16 protein-coding genes are annotated in these 17509 nt (G+C 41.5%); 12 read left to right on the top strand and 4 right to left on the bottom strand.

Annotated elements, in window-relative coordinates:
* Window positions 1-88 precede the first annotated feature (88 nt).
* Together parC and FTT99_RS08015 are read left to right on the top strand one after the other, a co-directional pair.
* Complete coding sequence (parC, locus tag FTT99_RS08020; RefSeq protein ID WP_180005204.1) at window positions 89-2308, top strand: DNA topoisomerase IV subunit A; 2220 nt, start codon at window positions 89-91, stop codon at window positions 2306-2308.
* Between the two features lie 149 nt (window positions 2309-2457).
* A complete protein-coding gene (locus FTT99_RS08015) occupies window positions 2458-4137 on the top strand; it encodes a long-chain-fatty-acid--CoA ligase (RefSeq protein WP_078189472.1) in 1680 nt (559 codons plus the stop codon).
* Window positions 4138-4194: 57 nt separating this feature from the next.
* Here the strand turns inward: FTT99_RS08015 and FTT99_RS08010 are convergent, their stop codons facing one another.
* Window positions 4195-4584 (bottom strand): hypothetical protein, encoded by a 390-nt coding sequence (locus FTT99_RS08010; protein WP_078189471.1) that lies wholly within the window; start codon window positions 4582-4584, stop codon window positions 4195-4197.
* Between the two features lie 108 nt (window positions 4585-4692).
* Here FTT99_RS08010 and FTT99_RS08005 point away from each other — a divergent pair, with 108 nt between their 5' ends.
* Window positions 4693-5091, top strand: coding sequence for an MAPEG family protein (locus FTT99_RS08005; protein ID WP_180116065.1), 399 nt, complete (start codon window positions 4693-4695; stop codon window positions 5089-5091).
* Between the two features lie 115 nt (window positions 5092-5206).
* Window positions 5207-5743 carry an inorganic diphosphatase gene (gene ppa / locus FTT99_RS08000; protein ID WP_078189469.1) on the top strand — a complete coding sequence of 179 codons (537 nt, stop codon included), beginning with the start codon at window positions 5207-5209 and terminating at the stop codon, window positions 5741-5743.
* Between the two features lie 102 nt (window positions 5744-5845).
* Here the strand turns inward: ppa and FTT99_RS07995 are convergent, their stop codons facing one another.
* Window positions 5846-7165 carry an OprD family outer membrane porin gene (locus tag FTT99_RS07995; RefSeq protein WP_180129634.1) on the bottom strand — a complete coding sequence of 440 codons (1320 nt, stop codon included), beginning with the start codon at window positions 7163-7165 and terminating at the stop codon, window positions 5846-5848.
* Window positions 7166-7880: 715 nt separating this feature from the next.
* Here FTT99_RS07995 and FTT99_RS07990 point away from each other — a divergent pair.
* Window positions 7881-8657, top strand: a complete 777-nt coding sequence (locus tag FTT99_RS07990; RefSeq protein ID WP_180129632.1) for a TorF family putative porin — start codon at window positions 7881-7883, stop codon at window positions 8655-8657.
* Window positions 8658-9053: 396 nt separating this feature from the next.
* Window positions 9054-9785, top strand: a complete 732-nt coding sequence (locus FTT99_RS07985) for a TorF family putative porin (RefSeq protein WP_078192602.1) — start codon at window positions 9054-9056, stop codon at window positions 9783-9785.
* Window positions 9786-9828: 43 nt separating this feature from the next.
* Here FTT99_RS07985 and FTT99_RS07980 read toward each other — a convergent pair whose 3' ends face one another.
* Both FTT99_RS07980 and FTT99_RS07975 read right to left on the bottom strand, forming a co-directional pair.
* Complete coding sequence (locus FTT99_RS07980) at window positions 9829-11319, bottom strand: YifB family Mg chelatase-like AAA ATPase (RefSeq protein WP_180129630.1); 1491 nt, start codon at window positions 11317-11319, stop codon at window positions 9829-9831.
* A gap of 66 nt (window positions 11320-11385) precedes the next feature.
* A complete protein-coding gene (locus FTT99_RS07975; protein WP_078189551.1) occupies window positions 11386-11613 on the bottom strand; it encodes an accessory factor UbiK family protein in 228 nt (75 codons plus the stop codon).
* A gap of 278 nt (window positions 11614-11891) precedes the next feature.
* Between FTT99_RS07975 and glnK the strand changes: the two genes are divergently transcribed.
* The 6 genes from glnK (at window position 11892) to FTT99_RS07945 (ending at window position 17402) form a co-directional block, all read left to right on the top strand.
* Complete coding sequence (gene glnK, locus FTT99_RS07970) at window positions 11892-12230, top strand: P-II family nitrogen regulator (RefSeq protein WP_067763174.1); 339 nt, start codon at window positions 11892-11894, stop codon at window positions 12228-12230.
* 61 nt (window positions 12231-12291) lie between these two features.
* The gene (locus FTT99_RS07965) at window positions 12292-13683 is read left to right on the top strand and encodes an ammonium transporter (protein ID WP_180129628.1); all 1392 of its coding nucleotides are present in this window, start codon (window positions 12292-12294) and stop codon (window positions 13681-13683) included.
* Between the two features lie 138 nt (window positions 13684-13821).
* Window positions 13822-14280 carry a transcriptional regulator NrdR gene (gene nrdR / locus FTT99_RS07960; RefSeq protein WP_067763170.1) on the top strand — a complete coding sequence of 153 codons (459 nt, stop codon included), beginning with the start codon at window positions 13822-13824 and terminating at the stop codon, window positions 14278-14280.
* A gap of 36 nt (window positions 14281-14316) precedes the next feature.
* On the top strand, window positions 14317-15420 hold the full coding sequence (ribD, locus tag FTT99_RS07955; protein ID WP_180129627.1) for a bifunctional diaminohydroxyphosphoribosylaminopyrimidine deaminase/5-amino-6-(5-phosphoribosylamino)uracil reductase RibD: 1104 nt from the start codon (window positions 14317-14319) through the stop codon (window positions 15418-15420).
* Window positions 15417-16709 (top strand): DNA adenine methylase, encoded by a 1293-nt coding sequence (locus FTT99_RS07950; RefSeq protein WP_078189462.1) that lies wholly within the window; start codon window positions 15417-15419, stop codon window positions 16707-16709. The genes ribD and FTT99_RS07950 overlap by 4 nt, the downstream gene beginning before the upstream one ends.
* A 33-nt stretch (window positions 16710-16742) precedes the next feature.
* Window positions 16743-17402, top strand: coding sequence for a riboflavin synthase (locus FTT99_RS07945; protein WP_078192598.1), 660 nt, complete (start codon window positions 16743-16745; stop codon window positions 17400-17402).
* Window positions 17403-17509 lie beyond the last annotated feature (107 nt).

The raw sequence follows: 17509 nt of genomic DNA, 5'->3' as shown, positions 1-17509 counted from the left end.
GTGTTAGATCATCCCCTTGTATAGGGGACACCTGCGACATAGCATAAGAACCCAATAAAGAACGAACAATTTAGGATTACAGGTTGTTATGACAAGCCTTGCGCATCATGCGACAGAAAACCGTTCCGTAGCAGAATTTACCGAACAAGCATATCTCAACTACGCCATGTACGTGATTATGGATCGTGCATTGCCACATATCAGTGATGGTCTAAAACCCGTTCAGCGTCGTATCGTCTATGCGATGAGCGAGCTTGGGTTAAAGCCAACGGGTAAGCCAAAAAAATCTGCACGTACGGTTGGTGATGTACTGGGTAAATACCATCCTCACGGTGACTTAGCTTGTTATGAAGCTATGGTACTGATGGCGCAGCCGTTTAGTTATCGCTATCCATTTATTGAAGGTCAGGGAAACTGGGGTTCACCAGATGATCCGAAATCCTTCGCAGCCATGCGATATACCGAAGCAAAACTGTCTGCTTATAGTGATTTGTTATTGTCTGAGTTAGGACAAGGAACCTGTGATTGGCAGGATAACTTTGATGGTTCGATGAAAGAGCCAGTGAATTTACCTGCACGTGTACCGAATATTTTACTCAACGGCACAACGGGTATTGCAGTGGGTATGGCAACCGATATTCCACCGCATAACTTACGTGAAGTGGTGAAGGGCACCATCGCCTTAATTCGCAATCCTAATTTAACCGATGAAAAAGTTGCAGAATATATTCCTGCACCTGATTTGCCGACACGTGCGGAAATTATTACCTCTCCAGAAGAATTACTCAAAATACAAACCACGGGTCGCGGTAGTTATCGAACTCGTGCGGTGTACAGTATTGAGAAAAATGAAATCGTGATTACGGAGTTACCGTATCAGGTTTCAGGGTCGAAAGTGATCACGCAGATTGCAGATCAAATGCAGGCGAAGAAGTTGCCATTGGTCACGGACTTACGTGATGAGTCAGATCATAAAAACCCAACACGTTTAGTGATTGTCCTGCGCTCAAACCGTATTGATGCTGAATCGGTGATGAGTCATCTATTTGCAACCACCGACTTAGAGTCGAGCTATCGTGTCAATATGAACATGATTGGCGCTGACGGTCGTCCGCAAGTGAAATCGATCCGACGTATTTTGTTGGAATGGATCGAAATCCGTAAAAATACCGTAACACGTCGTTTGACTTATCATCTGAATAAAATTGAAAAACGATTACATATACTTGCAGGCTTGATCATTGCCTATCTGAATATTGATGAAGTGATTCGAATTATTCGTGAAGAAGATCAGCCTAAACCGGTGTTGATGACGCATTTTAATATCGATGAAATTCAAGCCGAAGCGATTTTAGAACTTAAGTTACGTCATTTGGCAAAACTTGAAGAAATGGAAATGCGCCGTGAACAAGAAGAATTGGAAGCCAAAGCAGCCATTATTCGTGAACAATTGGCGAACCCTGAATCATTAAAAGCATTGATCATTAATGAACTTAAAGAAGATGCGAAGAAATTTGGTGATGACCGCCGTTCTCCAATTGTGAAACGTGCAGAAGCCCATGCGATTAATGAACAGGATATGCTTCCTGCAGATCCTGTAACTGTCGTTTTGTCTGAAGCGGGTTGGATTCGCTCGGCGAAAGGTCATGAAGTCGATGCTGAGAACTTAAATTTCCGTGCAGGTGACCAATATCTCAGCCATGCGCAAGGTAAATCGAATCAACGTGTGTATGTATTAGATGATGCCGGTCGAAGCTATGCTTTGGGCATCAATACCTTGCCATCTGCGCGTGGTTTAGGTGAGCCTCTGAGTTCTAAACTTGCACCTGCAAGTGGTGTCGGCTTTAAACAAGTATTTATTGCTGAAGATGAAACAGAAGTCTTGGCCATGAGCAGTAAAGGCTATGGCTTTAAAACCCAAGCCAAAAACCTCGATACCAATGCAAAAGCGGGTAAAGCCTTCCTTAGTTTATCTGAAGGCGCGGCGGTCATGAATTTAACGGCGATTGAGAATGCAACACATCTTGCACTCCTCAGTTCTGCGGGTCGTTTGCTGTTGGTTGAACTTGATGAATTACCAGTATTGAATAAGGGTAAAGGTAATAAATTGATACAACTTGAGGCAAAAGATCAAATTGTATCCATGACAACTTTGAATTTAGATGAAATAATTCAAGTGCTTGCAGGAAATCAACAATTAAAGCTTAAAGGCGACGATCTGCAAAAATATGTGGGCAAACGTGCATCGAAAGGTGTGTTGTTACCACGTGGATATCAAAAAGCAAATAAACTGTTCATTCAAAGATAATACTAGCATCCATGGAACGAAATACGTTATATATGCTGTTATTCGTGAAATGGATGCAATATTAAGCACAAACAAGTTAAATAATGACCGCTTAATATTGAAAAAAAACAGTTGGATTATTAAGGATTACGACAGGAGAATTGGGCGTTATGGAAAAGATTTGGTTCGCTGAATACCAAAAGACAGGGATTCCAGAAACTGTAGAATTACCCGCAGAAAATACCTCATTGGTCGATATTTTTGAGCGTAATTTTCAGAAGTTTGGCTCAAGAGATGCCTTTATCTTCATGGATAAAGTCTTAACTTTTAAAGAACTTGATGAAGCAAGCCGTAAATTTGCAACCTATTTGCAAAGTTTAGGTTTGGCACAAGGTTCACGCGTTGCAGTTATGATGCCTAACGTTCTTCAATATCCTGTTGTTGCATTAGGTGTATTCCGTGCTGGACTGGTATTGGTCAACGTGAACCCATTGTATACCTCTCGTGAGCTTGAACATCAATTAAATGACTCTGGTTCAGAGGCATTGGTTATCATTGAAAACTTTGCATCTGTTTACCAAGCGATTATTGGTAAAACCCCAGTAAAACACGTGATCGTGGCATCTGTGGGTGACATGCTTGGTACGCTGAAAGGTACATTGGTTAACTTTGTATTACGTTCAGTACGTAAACAAATTCCAGCTTGGAACATTCCAGGTCATATTCGCTTTAATGCAGCAATGTCTAAAGTGAGTGCAAACAATTACAAACGTCCAAACTTAACTTTAAGTGATACTGCAGTGCTTCAGTATACCGGTGGCACAACTGGCGTATCTAAAGGCGCAGAATTGACCCATCGTAACCTTGTGTCAAACATGTTGCAGTGTGATGGTATTTTCCAAAGTAAATTTGGTCAGCAAGATGGTCAGCCAGATGATCGTATCTTCTGTGCATTACCGCTGTATCACATCTTTGCATTTATGGTGTGTGCACTTTACGGTATGTACAAAGGTCAGGCGAACGTATTGATTCCTAACCCGCGCGATTTACCTGCGGTAATGAAAGAATTACGTAAATACCAACCTTCATTCTTCCCAGCAGTGAACACTTTGTTTAATGCTTTGGTGAACAATGAAGAGTTCAAGCAACTTGACCACAGCAAGCTAAAAATGGCGATGGGTGGTGGTATGGCAGTACTTCCTTCGACTGCAGAAGCGTGGAAGAAAGTTACCGGTACCAATATTATCGAAGGTTATGGTTTATCAGAAACTTCACCTGTTGCAACAGCAAACCCTCCAGCATCAATGGAATTTAGCGGTACGATTGGTATTCCATTGCCACTGACTGAAGTTGCTATTCTAGATGATGATGGCAATGAAGTTGCTCAAGGGGAGCAAGGTGAAATTTCGATTCGTGGTCCTCAAGTCATGAAAGGCTATTGGAACCGTCCAGATGAAACTGCCAAAGTAATGACGGCGGACGGTTTCTTCCGTACAGGTGACATTGGTGTCATGGATCCACGCGGTTATGTGAAGATTGTAGACCGTAAAAAAGACATGATTTTGGTGTCTGGCTTCAACGTTTATCCTTCTGAAATTGAAGAAGTTGTTGCAAAACATCCAAAAGTACTAGAAGTTGCTGCGATTGGTGTTCCTGATGAAAAATCAGGTGAAGTACCTAAATTATTCGTTGTGAAAAAAGATCCATCTTTAACGACTGAAGAAGTTTTGGCATTCGCAAAAGAAAACTTAACTGGCTATAAACGCCCACGTTATGTTGAATTTATGGATGAATTACCAAAATCGAATGTTGGTAAGATTCTACGTAAAGATTTGCGTAAAACAGCATAATATGATGCATAAAAAAAGCGCCTTCGGGCGCTTTTTTATCGCTTTTAATTTAGATCATTAAAGCTTGCCTTTATTCATCGACCAGCGATCAAAGTAGCGACGTCCTACACCAAAAACACCTAAGAAGATAAACATCGCGCCGAACTGACGACTAAAGCCAGATTGGTTATAGCTGCCATAAGTTAAAATATTGTCGACTAAACAATATAGTGCAATGACAATGACCCAATGCCAAAGGGGAAGTTGCTTGATGGAAACTGCATAGAATGCAATCCACATGATGACAAAGCTGAAAACAGTCGACCATACATTTAAGTTGGCACAGATCACAGCAAGTAAAAATGCAGTCACAGGAATGACAATTTTTAAAACACGATCGACGCGAAGCTGATGGCGTTTTTGCTCTTCAAGAACTTCAAATAATTGATCTTGATCAGAAGTACTCATAGAGGATCCTTTCATCTGCCGATTATAAAAACACTATATTTAACAAAAATTATTCACGAAATGCCATGGTATTATAGCAGCCATAAAAATCTTCCTGAGAAAAAACACATGCACAGCATCAGTGGGATCATCTATCTCATTTTGGCCGCTTGTTTATTGCCATATGTATTTACATTTATTGCGAAGCGAGCTGCAGGTTTTAAGTCGAGTGATAATCAAAATCCACGTGAAGTTTTAGCGCGCTCTACAGGGGTGGCGAGCCGCGCACATGCAGTGCAGCAAAATAGTTTTGAAAGTTTACCTTTATTTATTGCGGCTATTCTAATGGCCGAATACATGGTGATTCATCAACAATACATCATGACCTTTGGGATTGCCTATCTCGTTTTACGTGTCATTTATGGGCTATGTTATTTAGCCAATTGGGCAACTTTACGTTCAATCATTTGGACCTTGTCGATGTTATGCCCAATTTGCCTGATGTTATTGGTCATTAAATTAAGCTAAATGTTCTGCTTGATGATTAAATTATCAGCATGATCGCTAAAATCACAAAAAAAGCGATAAAACCGTTATAATTGTGCCGGATTAAAAGATTTAACTTTGTTTAAAGAGTGATGCTATGAGCTACAGCAATATCCCAGCGGGTAAAGATGCACCAAACGACATCTATGTCATTATTGAAATTCCTGCAAATGCAGCACCAATCAAATACGAAATCGATAAAGATTCTGATGCGTTATTTGTAGACCGTTTCATGGGTACTGCAATGTTCTACCCAGCGAACTATGGTTATGTTCCAAATACATTATCTTTGGATGGTGACCCACTAGACGTACTTGTGGTAACTCCACATCCAGTAGAGCCAGGTTCTGTAATTCGTTGCCGTCCTGTTGGTAAATTGAACATGGAAGATGACGGTGGTGTTGACGCAAAACTCGTTGCTGTTCCACACGACAAATTGACTCCGCTTTATAAAGATGTTCAAGAATATACAGATCTTCCTGCATTATTGATCAATCAAATTGAACATTTCTTCCAACACTACAAAGACTTAGAGCCTGGTAAATGGGTTAAGTTAAGTGGTTGGGAAGGTGCTGATGTTGCTAAACAAGAAGTACTTAGCTCAATTGAAGCTTACAAAGCTGCGAACAAATAATATTGTTTTAAGCTGAGCATCGTTGTTATATGAAAACGATGCTCATAAAAAAACCTGCACAGTGTGCAGGTTTTTTTTCGCTATCTTAGAGTAGCTGCGAAATTAAAATAATTTCACAGGGATGTCTAACCAAATACGCCATTCATTGGTATCACCAATATAGTTGTTTTGGTAGTTATTACTAGCACGGTAGTAAGAATGACGAAGGCGTAAGCTTGCATCTTTGGCAAAACCAGATTGAACGGTATATTTCACTTGGTTAAAGAATTCGCGTTCTTCTTCATTGTCGCTAATCATTGTACCAGCATTATCAGTGGCTTTAATATCCCAACCGTAAACAAATGCTGAAGTCCAAGATAGGCCTGGAACATTTAATGCGCCAAAGTCATAGGTATATTGAAGTTGTACAGACTTTTCATCATTACCAATAAAGTCAGATAGATACGAGTTTGGCATGTAAATAGATTGTTTACCATCACCAACGTTTGTACCTAAGCCATAGTCGTAACCGGTATTACCAAAGTTTTGTTGGTAAGCAACCATGACATTGTGTGGACCACGATTATATGTTGTAGAAAGGGCAGCGATTGAGTTATCGAATGAGTCGTTGCTTTCACCAATTTGAGAATATAAGTATTGATTAGCATCTTTATCCCATTTTGTGTGATATGCGCTTAAATCATAAGTCAACGAGCTTTTATCAGCTAAACCTTGAGTAAAATTGGCATTGATATAATGACGATCTAAACGATCTTTAATATCTGTACCATAGTAAGCAAGATTTAATTGATCATTTGCTTTATATTTTGCACCCCAAACAATTGCGCGGTCTAACTTAGCACCATCAGAATTAATTTGATTTGATAATTGATTTTCAGTGAATTTACCAGCGATCAGGTTAAGATTATTAATCTCATTACTTTCAACCAAAACACCTGTGTAGTATTCAGGTACTAGTCGTGCAGTATTACTTGCTAATACAGGGATGTCGAGAAGTTGTGTACCGTAAGTTGCAGTCGTATTTGAAATACGTGCTTTTACGTATGCACCACCACGAGCCCAGTGATCATAAGCATCAACTTTACCATTCGCATCTTTGCCACCATGCGTTGGAATCATATCGTTACCGGTATGGGCATTTTCACCAAGTTTGATTGATGCATCGCCTATGATACCCGCTGCAAAACCAACAGTACCTTTGGTAAAACCTGAATCAAGATTTACGATAGCAGTTTGCGCAAAAGAGCTAGTATCATCTACGCCATTTTTTTTATCACGATGTAAATAACCTGTACGGAACAATACAGAGCCTTCGGCATCTTCCACAAAGCCTTTAGATTCACTTTGTTCGCTAGCAAAAGCAGTAGAAATAAGAGCAGCGTTTACTAATACTGCAAGTGTTAGTTGTTGAGCTTTAAGCATTGGGAGAGAGCCTCATGCAAATTTGGTTAATATGTAGTGCGATTGTATATTTTTTCTTAAAAAAATCACTATTTTTAATGCGCTTATTACACTAAAGTTAGAAAACATTCAGATCATCGGTCAATCTGTAATAAGCAAATGTTTCGTATGTTATTGTTGTTTAACAAATAGTTTATTTAAATTGAATATATATTAATCTAAAGAGAAGTTTATTCATTGCTTATCATAAAAAAATATAAAAAATGGTAAAAACTTTCATTTAACTTGCTGATTTATCATCACTCTTTGCGAAAAATTGTGCTGAATCTAAATTCGTATTTTGATCAAAAAGTATATCAATGGTTGAGGTGCATGGCATTACTGTTCAGGCACAGTAAGCACCGTTGGCGTGTTTTTTGTAAATAGAGAATGACTTTTAGCGAAGTCGTCAGAAATTTTTCCTTAAAAAAACAGTTCAATAAAAGATGATAATATTCGTGATAAATACATATAAATGAATGCATTAAATCATTGTTAAAGACTAGAACAAGATAAAAGATATTTTATGAATCAAAAGATTGGTTTTTACTGTTTTATATAATCTTACCTTTGTTTTTAAATGATTTAATTTATCAAAATAAGAAAAAAGGGGCTATACAGGGCGGTAAAATCGATTAAAATCGGCGCTAAATTTTACTCAACCCAATCCACGATCGATCCGATGTGGGGACTAAACATGATTCAATTTTATAAAAAAGCAATTTTAAGTATTTTAGTGACCCTAGGTACAGTCCCTGCATTTGCAGAACAAACTGAACAAGCCACAACTGCACAAGGGAATTGGTCTGGAAGTTTAGGCGTGGTAAACAAATATGTGTACCGTGCGAGTGAAGAAAATGATCAAGCGGCATTACAAGCCGGACTTGAATATGCACACAACAGTGGGCTGTTCGCGGGCTATTGGGGGTCTACACTCAACTATGACCCTACGGACGAAAGTCAGTCACATGGTTTTGAACATGATTTCTATGTTGGATATGGACGTGAACTGAATGAAGATTGGAGCTATAAGTCACAAGTGATGGCCTATGTCTATCAAGGTGGCGGTACTGTTTATAACGACGACCGATCTGAAAAGCGTCGCACGACGGGCGTCGAATTTATTCAGGACATTAGTTATAAAGATTTAACTGCAAGCATGGCTGTATTGTTGTCTGATGTTAATTATGGCAACGCAGGTGATGTATATCTGAATGCTGCTTATAGCTATGCATTACCTTATGATGTTTCATTAAATTCATCGCTTGGTGTTTCTGTTTTTAATGACAGTCGTGATGATAGCCTATTAACAACCACAGAAGATGTGGTGTTCACTGAAGCACGTTTAGGCTTGAGTAAACCGATTGCGGATACTGGATTTGAAATTGCTGCTGACTATGTATGGGGCGGTAAAGATCGTGAAGGCGAGCAATTAGACGATAACGTTGTGGTTGGATTGACCTATTCTTTCTAACATTAACGAGTTGATCGTATTCGGTCATATTCTTGAAAGTGCATAATGGTGATTGTGCACTTTTTTTATGCATTTTTGAGATCGGTGTTGAAAAAATATACTCAAAAAAGCGCATTTTTAAAATCCTGTTACATCTATCAACCTGAAGATTTAAATAATCTAAATAGATGAAAATCTGCATTCTAAAATAAATTAAAGAGAAAAAAGGCTAAATAGGATAATTAAAAAATAATAAATAAAAACAGTAATATATTGGTTTTTCATAAACCAAAATGGTGACTTTTATAAAAAAAATATGCGCTTATTTTTAAACATGGCACAGCGCTTGCTAATACCTCATTGAGTTCAACGAAATAACCAAAAAATACGTCGTCGCACGATGTGGGGGAACAAACAATGAAATTTGCACTTAAAGCTTTATCAATCGCTGTACTAGGAGCAGCATCGACATTTACTTTTGCTGAAGCACCTGCTTCTGAGCATTCTGTATCCGGAAATATCGGCGTACTGTCTAGCTATAATTTACGTGGTATTACCAATGTGCCTGAAAATAGCGGCGCAACTATTCAAGGTGGTTTGGACTATAGCCATGCGTCAGGCTTCTATGCAGGTTACTGGGGTTCAACCTTAGATTATGCACTTGGTGAAGAAGGGCGTGATTCTTTTGAACATGACTTTTATGCAGGTTATAACGGCAAAATTACTGAAGATTTAGGTTATACCGTCGGTGGTACGTATTATTACTACTATGAATCGGATGTTGATTCAGATGGTTTCGAAACACTCTTAGGATTGAACTACAAAGACTTTAGCGTATCTGCGCAAACCTTAACGCAAAATACGACTTGGGGTAACAAGGGCGATACGTATATCTTAGGTAGCTACAGCTATGCATTGCCAAAAGATTTCACGCTAAATACTTCATTGGGCCTATATGCATATGGTGATGATGACGAATTTGTAGAAACCACTGAAGACTTTGGCTTCCGTCATTTTACAGCAGGTTTAAGTCATCCATTGGGTGACACTGGTGCGAGCGTAAATATGGATTATATCGTGGGTGGTTATGACCGTCTGGATGAAAAACAAAAGAATAAAGTCGTATTTGGCTTGAAATACGAATTCTAATTTTAAAAAGCATTAAAAATGGCGACCTAGGGTCGCCATTTTTTTAAGCATTGAGTTGGCTTCGATAAGACAGCGCTTCAGATACGTGTTGAGCTTGAATGTGTTCACTTTGAGCCAAGTCGGCAATGGTTCTGGCAACACGTAATACCCGATGATAGGCACGCGCAGATAAATTCATTCTCTGCTGGGCTAACTGTAAAATATTCTGTGCAGTAGCATCCAAAACTGCTTGTTGCTCCAATTGCGTCGGCGTGAGCGCTATATTGGATTTTTGCTGACGCTCTATTTGTAACTCATAAGCTTGTATAACACGATGCCTAACCACACTTGAACTTTCAACCTCTTGCGAACTTTGTAATTCATGCGCTGCCAGTGGCGGGACATCTATATGTAAGTCAATTCGATCTAATAATGGACCTGAAATACGGTTTTGATAGCGTTTAATACTTTCAGCACTACATTGACAGCGGCTGTCTTGGTTAAAGGCATAGCCACATGGACAAGGATTCATCGCCGCAATCAGTTGAAAATTTGCAGGGAAGGTGATTTGACGAGAAGCGCGTGAAATCACAATTTCTTTGGATTCGAGTGGTTGCCGTAACACCTCCAACACCTTTCGATCAAATTCAGGCAGCTCATCTAAAAATAAAACTCCTAAATGTGCCAAGGTGATTTCACCCGGTTTAGGATTTGATCCTCCACCGACGAGGGCAATCGCAGATGCGGTATGGTGTGGCGCACGAAATGGACGCTGCCCAAAATGATGATTTGCACCTGCAATAGAATAAATACTCGCGACTTGCAAATTTTCTTGCATATCTAAGGGGGGCAGAATACTGGGTAAACGCGAGGCGAGTAGCGTTTTGCCTGTGCCCGGTGGACCCCGAAATAGTAGAGAATGACCGCCAGCCGCTGCAATTTCTAAAGCACGACGTGGTCTGAGTTGACCTTTCACATCAGATAAATCAAAAGGGTAACTGTGTTGATTGGCTGACGATGTTGAAGGATGGCTACTGATTAAGGCCGAACGACTCAAATGTTCACATACATCCTTAAGATGCTGTGCAGGAAAAACTTGGAACTCCGGCAGTTGCGCCGCTTCATCGGCATTGAGTGCCGGTAGAATCAGATGATGCCCGATATGCTGACAGGCAATGGCTATGCTTAAGATGCCACTGACAGGTCGTAAATAACCATCAAGTGCCAATTCTCCAATAAATTCAAAGCCATCTGCTGCATTTTCAGGAAGTTGTCCCGACGCGATCAGAATCCCTAAAGCAATGGCGAGATCTAAACGTGAACCATCTTTGGGTAAATCTGCGGGTGCAAGATTAATGGTCAGACGTTTGGTCGGGAATTGAAAGCCGCTATTAATAATCGCAGAGCGGACACGGTCTTTACTTTCACGGACGGCGGCCTCAGGTAGGCCAACAATGGTCAATGAAGGCAGACCTTGGCTGACATGGACTTCAACTTCAATTTGGGGTGCATTCAAGCCGAGCAAACCCCGAGTATAGATTTTGGCAAAAGACATATTATTGTTCCGTTATGGTGCATTATTTTTAATCGTTATGCGTCTTTTGTTGCACTAAAAAGGTGCTTATTTTTTGTTCTGAATTTTTTGTTCGAGTTCTTCGACGTGTTTCAACAATTCATTTAAACGTAAATTGGCATTATTCAGTGCAGTACGTTGGCGTTCGATTTCTTCTTTCGACACGAGATCCATTTTGCTCACAGCTTCATTGAGTAAGCTGCGAAGATTATGTTCGACGTCTTTTTTCGGCTGATCGATTTGTTCTAATATCGCTTGTAGTAAGGTTTCAATCATTGTTTAGACCATCCTCAGTGAATTGGTGGCAGCAGTTTAACATCGCCACATTCATGACCATAGTGCTTTCATTTAAATATGCGTTTAATCGATCAGTAAAATCGTAATTCTTCTAGTAAAAACGTCTATTTTTATAAGCATACGCAAGATTATCCGTATAAAATAGGTTATAAAGAAATCTCATGCTGAGCTGACTATTTTCCCCCGACTGTAGTCATATTGGCATGAAAATTGAACATAAAACCTTACAGGTGAAATAAGCCGAAGGAAAACAAAACATGAAGCTCGTAACTGCAATTGTAAAACCTTTTAAATTAGATGACGTGCGTGAAGCACTCTCTGAAAATGGTGTTCAAGGGATCACTGTCACTGAAGTTAAAGGCTTCGGTCGCCAGAAAGGTCACACTGAACTTTATCGTGGTGCTGAATATGTGGTTGATTTTTTACCAAAAGTAAAAATTGAAATCGCAATCAGTGATGAAATGGTTGATACCGTAATTGAATCAATTACTCGTGTTGCAAGCACAGGAAAAATTGGCGACGGTAAAATTTTTGTAAGCAATCTGGAACAAGTCATCCGTATCCGTACTGGTGAAACAGGTGCAGATGCCGTTTAAAAAATTGGCATGAAGTTTGCTGAGTAGCTAATAACTCAGAAAATCAGGTCGGGGGATACGAATGAAAAAGATGCTAATTGCACTCGGCTTGTCCAGTGCACTTTTAGGTGGTTCTGTTGCGTGGGCTGAAGAAAGCGCAACAGCACCTACAGAAGAAGTCACAGTAGTTGATACTGCAAATACAACAACGCTAAATACAACAGAAGCTGCAGTTCCAGTTGAAGCAGCGCCAGCACCTGCAGAAGAAGAGCCTAAGCTCGATACAGGTGATACAGCATGGATTTTAGTGTCCACTGCACTTGTGTTACTCATGACAATTCCCGGTTTAGCATTATTTTACGGCGGTATGGTCCGTAAGAAAAATGTACTCAGCACCATGGCACACAGTTTCGTTGCGGCAGGTGTCGTGAGCTTAACGTGGGTGATTGTGGGTTATAGCTTAGCATTTGGTGAAGGTAATGCCTTTATCGGTAGCTTAGACAAATTTATGTTATCGGGCATCACCACAGAAGCCTTGTCCGGTACGATTCCAGAGATTCTTTTTGTTATTTTCCAAATGACATTTGCCATCATTACTGTTGCCATTATTAGCGGTTCGATTGCAGAACGTATGAAATTCGGTGCTTTCGTTGCCTTCATCGCAATTTGGAGTGTCGTGGTTTATGCACCAATTACCCACTGGGTATGGGGCGGTGGTTGGTTAGGTAACGACGGTGCGCTTGATTTTGCGGGTGGTACGGTTGTTCACATCAACTCGGGTGTTGCGGGTCTCGTTGCAGCGTACATGCTTGGTAAACGTATGGGGCTTGGCCGTGAATCTATGGCACCACATAATCTAACGTTAACCGTCATCGGTGCAAGCCTTGTATGGGTAGGTTGGTTCGGTTTCAACGGTGGTTCTGCACTGGGTGCAAATGGTTCAGCTGGTTATGCATTGGTGGTAACACAAGTTGCAGCAGCGGCAGCAGCAGTGGCATGGTTAATTACTGAAAAAGTGGTTCGTGGTAAAGCGTCTGTCTTGGGCGGTGCTTCTGGTGCGGTAGCTGGTCTTGTGGTGATTACACCTGCGGCAGGTTTCGTAACAGTTGGCGGCGCTCTAGCGATGGGTCTGATCGGTGGTGTGGTTTGCTTCTGGGGTATTACTGCGCTGAAACGTGCGTTGAAAGCGGATGACTCTTTGGATGCGTTTGGTCTACATGGTGTCGGTGGTATCGTGGGTGCGATCCTTACAGCATTCTTTGCCAGCGAATTCATCATGGGTGATAAAGCACCGAGCAACTTAATGCATCAATTATGGGTTCAAGTCGAAGGTGTACTAGCGACCATCGCTTACTCAGCAGTGATGACATTCATTATCTTGAAAGTGATTGATCTAGTGATTGGCATCCGTGTTGAAGCTGATGACGAACGAATGGGTCTAGACTTAAGTCAACATGGTGAACGTGTAGAATAATAAGATTTCAGTAAATCAATATATTGTGTAAAACAGCCCAAAAGGGCTGTTTTTTTTCCATATCTAGCGTAAAGCTCTACAAATTTCAAAAATTTTGCTACACTCTAAATCCATTCGGATTTGTTCAATTTAACCGCTATGCATTGTCCATTTTGCAACGCTGAAGACAGTAAAGTGATTGACTCACGTCTTGCTGCTGAAGGCTGTCAGATACGCCGCCGCCGTGAATGTATTAGTTGCGGTGAACGTTTTACAACTTTTGAAAGCTATGAAGTGGTGATGCCGCGTGTCATCAAGTCTGATTCAAAGAGCGAACCTTTTGATGAGGCCAAGCTCCGCCGCTCGCTGATGCATGCCTTGCAAAAGCGTCCAGTAACGCAAGAGCAAATTGAAACGGTACTCAGTGATATTCAATTGCAAATTCGCCGTTTGGGTGAACGTGACGTGAAATCACGCACCATTGGTGAAATTGTCATGCAGTCTTTGTTTGCTTTAGATCATGTGGCTTATGTGCGTTTTGCTTCTGTGTATCAAGACTTCCAAGATGTAGAAGCTTTTCGTCGTCAAATTGAACAAATGCAGCAGCGTGAGCACTAATGCACATCTGCTTCCATTTTTATCATGAGTGATTACATGTCTGAGTTAGATCAAGTGACGTTGCAGCAGCATCAACAGTGGATGCGGCGTGCAATTGCATTGGCACAGCAGGGGCAATACAGCACGCGTCCTAACCCCAATGTAGGCTGTGTGATTGTCAAAGACGGTCAATTGGTTGGTGAGGGCTTTCATCCCAAAGCGGGTCAGCCGCATGCAGAAGTCTTTGCAATGCGTGATGCGGGTGAGGCCGCACGTGGCGCAACCGCTTATGTGACTTTGGAGCCTTGTGCACACTATGGACGTACGCCACCTTGTGCCAAAGGTTTGGTGGAAGCAGGTGTTGCTCAAGTCGTTGTGGCCTGTCCCGATCCCAATCCATTGGTTGCGGGTAAAGGTGTACAAATCCTACGTGATGCTGGCATTGACGTGATCACAGGTATTTGTGAAGCAGAAGCGCATCAATTGAACTCGGGCTTTTTAAAAGCCATGGCGACAGGCATGCCTTGTGTCCGCCTCAAAGTTGCATCGAGCCTAGATGGGCGTACTGCCATGGCCTCGGGTGAGTCTAAATGGATCACCGGTGCAATGGCGCGACAAGATGTACAGCATTGGCGTGCGATATCAGGTGCTGTGATTACTGGGATTCAAACAGTATTAGCTGATGATTGCTTACTCAACGTACGTCAACTCGATGACGATGTTGACATGCGTAACGTGGTTCAGCCGAAACGTATCGTGCTAGATCGTCAAGGCCGCTTGCCATTAACCGCAAAAATATTGCAGCAACCTGAAACCGTGATGGTCATGGGGCCATATCGTCAGGAACTTGCTGACTTGGGCGTGGTACAATTTGAAATTCAGCCCTTGGCCGATCTGTTAGCAGTTTGTGTTCAACAGTTCCAAATTTATGATGTACTTGTGGAAGCTGGTGCGACACTTTCGACCGCTTTCTTACAAGAACATTTGATCGATGAAATGATCAGTTATGTTGCACCGACCTTGTTGGGTCAGTCAGCACGTGCGATGTTTAATGCGGAATTTGACCGCATGGCAGAGCAGCTTCGATTTAAGCTGAAAGATGTCACTCAATTGGGTGATGACATTCGCTTAAGGTTAATCCCTTCTCAAGAGACGCTATGAATTCAGAGTCTACGGTTTATCACAAACGTCGTCATGCGGCTCGTACCACAGACGAATATCTTTTCCATCAGTTGGTTCCTTATTTGGGAAACAAACGCCGTCTATTACATCTGATTTTAGAAGCACTTGAGCAAACGGGAACCTTAAAACGCGAAGATGGTCGTGCGCCGATATTTGCTGACTTTTTTGCAGGTTCGGGTGTGGTGTCACGGTTGGCACGTCAAAACGGCTATCGTGTTATTGCCAATGACTGGGAACCTTACAGTCATGCCTTGAACAGCGCGATTCTCTCTTGCGTTGAAGCACCAGCGTTTAAAGAGTTGGGTGGCTATCAGAAAGCGATTGATTATCTGAACCGTTTGCCAGAAGTTAAAGGTTGGGTGACCCATAACTTGTGTCCACGGAATGATGAAATCTACGATCCGGCACGTGACCGTTTATTCTTTAAACGCCGTAACGGTATGCGTATAGATGCGATTCGTCAGCAAATTGCAACTTGGCAAGCTCAAGGCGCGATTGATGATGTGGAAATGAGTGCTTTGTTAGCGCCGTTATTGTATTCAGCAAGTTTTGTCAGCAATACCAGCGGTGTATTTAAAAGTTTCCATCATGGTTGGGGCGGTAAAACCCAAGCGGCCTTAGATCGTATCGGCTCATTGTTATGGCTGACTCCAAGTCGTTTTTGTGAAATTGGTGATCCGAAAAAACCCGCCGCGGAAATGTGGTGTGTCGACGCACAGCATTTGGCCAATCAAATGAGCGGCTTTGAAGTAGATGTGGCTTATCTCGATCCACCATATAACCAACATGCTTATAGCAGTAACTACCATGTGTTGAATGCCTTAACGTTATGGGATCAGGTGGATTTACCAACGCCAGATACCAAAGGCTTTAAGAGCGGAATCGACCGTGCATGGCGGAAAGAACGTCCAAGTCCATATAATTCTTCGAAGCATGCGAAAGAAGCTTATGAAAAATTATTAGAAACCATCAATGCACGTTACATCCTGACGAGCTATTCAACCGATGGTAATATCAGCGCCACAGATTTGTTACAAGCCAATTTAAAACGTGGCAGAGTAAGCTTATTGACGCAAGATGTACCACGTTACCGCGTGAGTAAGCAGCGTCAGTCTGAACGTGCACGCGTACTAGAGTTTATTGTCATCACGGATACGCATGCCAAATCAGGTCCACCAATCCGTCAGTTGTTGAGTCAATTGCACCATTTTGCAGAATTAGGTGGTGTCGATACCTCTGGCGTGAGCACGCAACTTGATTTGTGGTAAAAATCATCGCCCCATATTTTTCAGGGATTGAACATGTTTACAGGCATTATTGAAAGTCTAGGTAAAGTTGAAAGCATTCAAAACGTGGGTGGCGATGTCCGCTTGCGTATCCAGACAGATTTAGACATGTCGGATGTGCATTTGGGAGATTCTATTGCCACCAATGGCATTTGCTTAACCGTGATTGACTTTGGTAGCAATTGGTATGCAGCTGATGTATCACGTGAAAGTTTAAATCGGACCACTTTGGAACACTGGAAAGCAGGGCAGGCAGTAAATGTGGAAAAAGCCATGTTGCCGACCACGCGTTTTGGTGGACATATTGTCAGTGGTCATGTCGATGCAGTGGGTGAAATCACTCAAGTTCGTTCAGATGCACGTTCAATTTATTTTGAAGTGACCGCACCGAAAGAAATTGCACGCTATTTAGCAGAAAAAGGCTCTGTGACCGTGGATGGTATTAGCCTGACGATTAACCATTTACGTGGCAATGTGCTGAGCTTAAATTTAATTCCGCACACGGCTGAACGAACCAATATCGGTACGTGGAAAGCTGGGGCTAAAGTGAACTTGGAAGTGGATGTTTTAGCACGTTATATTGAGCGTTTATTGCTCGGAGATAAAGCCGCTGAGACCACGGCGCAATCGAAAATTAGCTTAGATTTTCTCGCTGAAAATGGCTTCTTGAAATAAGTTGATACCGAAGAAAACCAAACAGTCTGATTGAAAAATTAGACTGTTTTTTTATTTTTGGTGATAATGCGTCGCGGAATGACATATATGATGAATAATCAGACAGG

This window comes from Acinetobacter sp. YH12040, from assembly GCF_013420005.1.
Lineage (GTDB): Bacteria > Pseudomonadota > Gammaproteobacteria > Pseudomonadales > Moraxellaceae > Acinetobacter > Acinetobacter amyesii.
The sequence above is the reverse complement of the archived record's forward strand: the minus strand, read 5'-3'. Positions and strand labels throughout refer to the sequence as shown.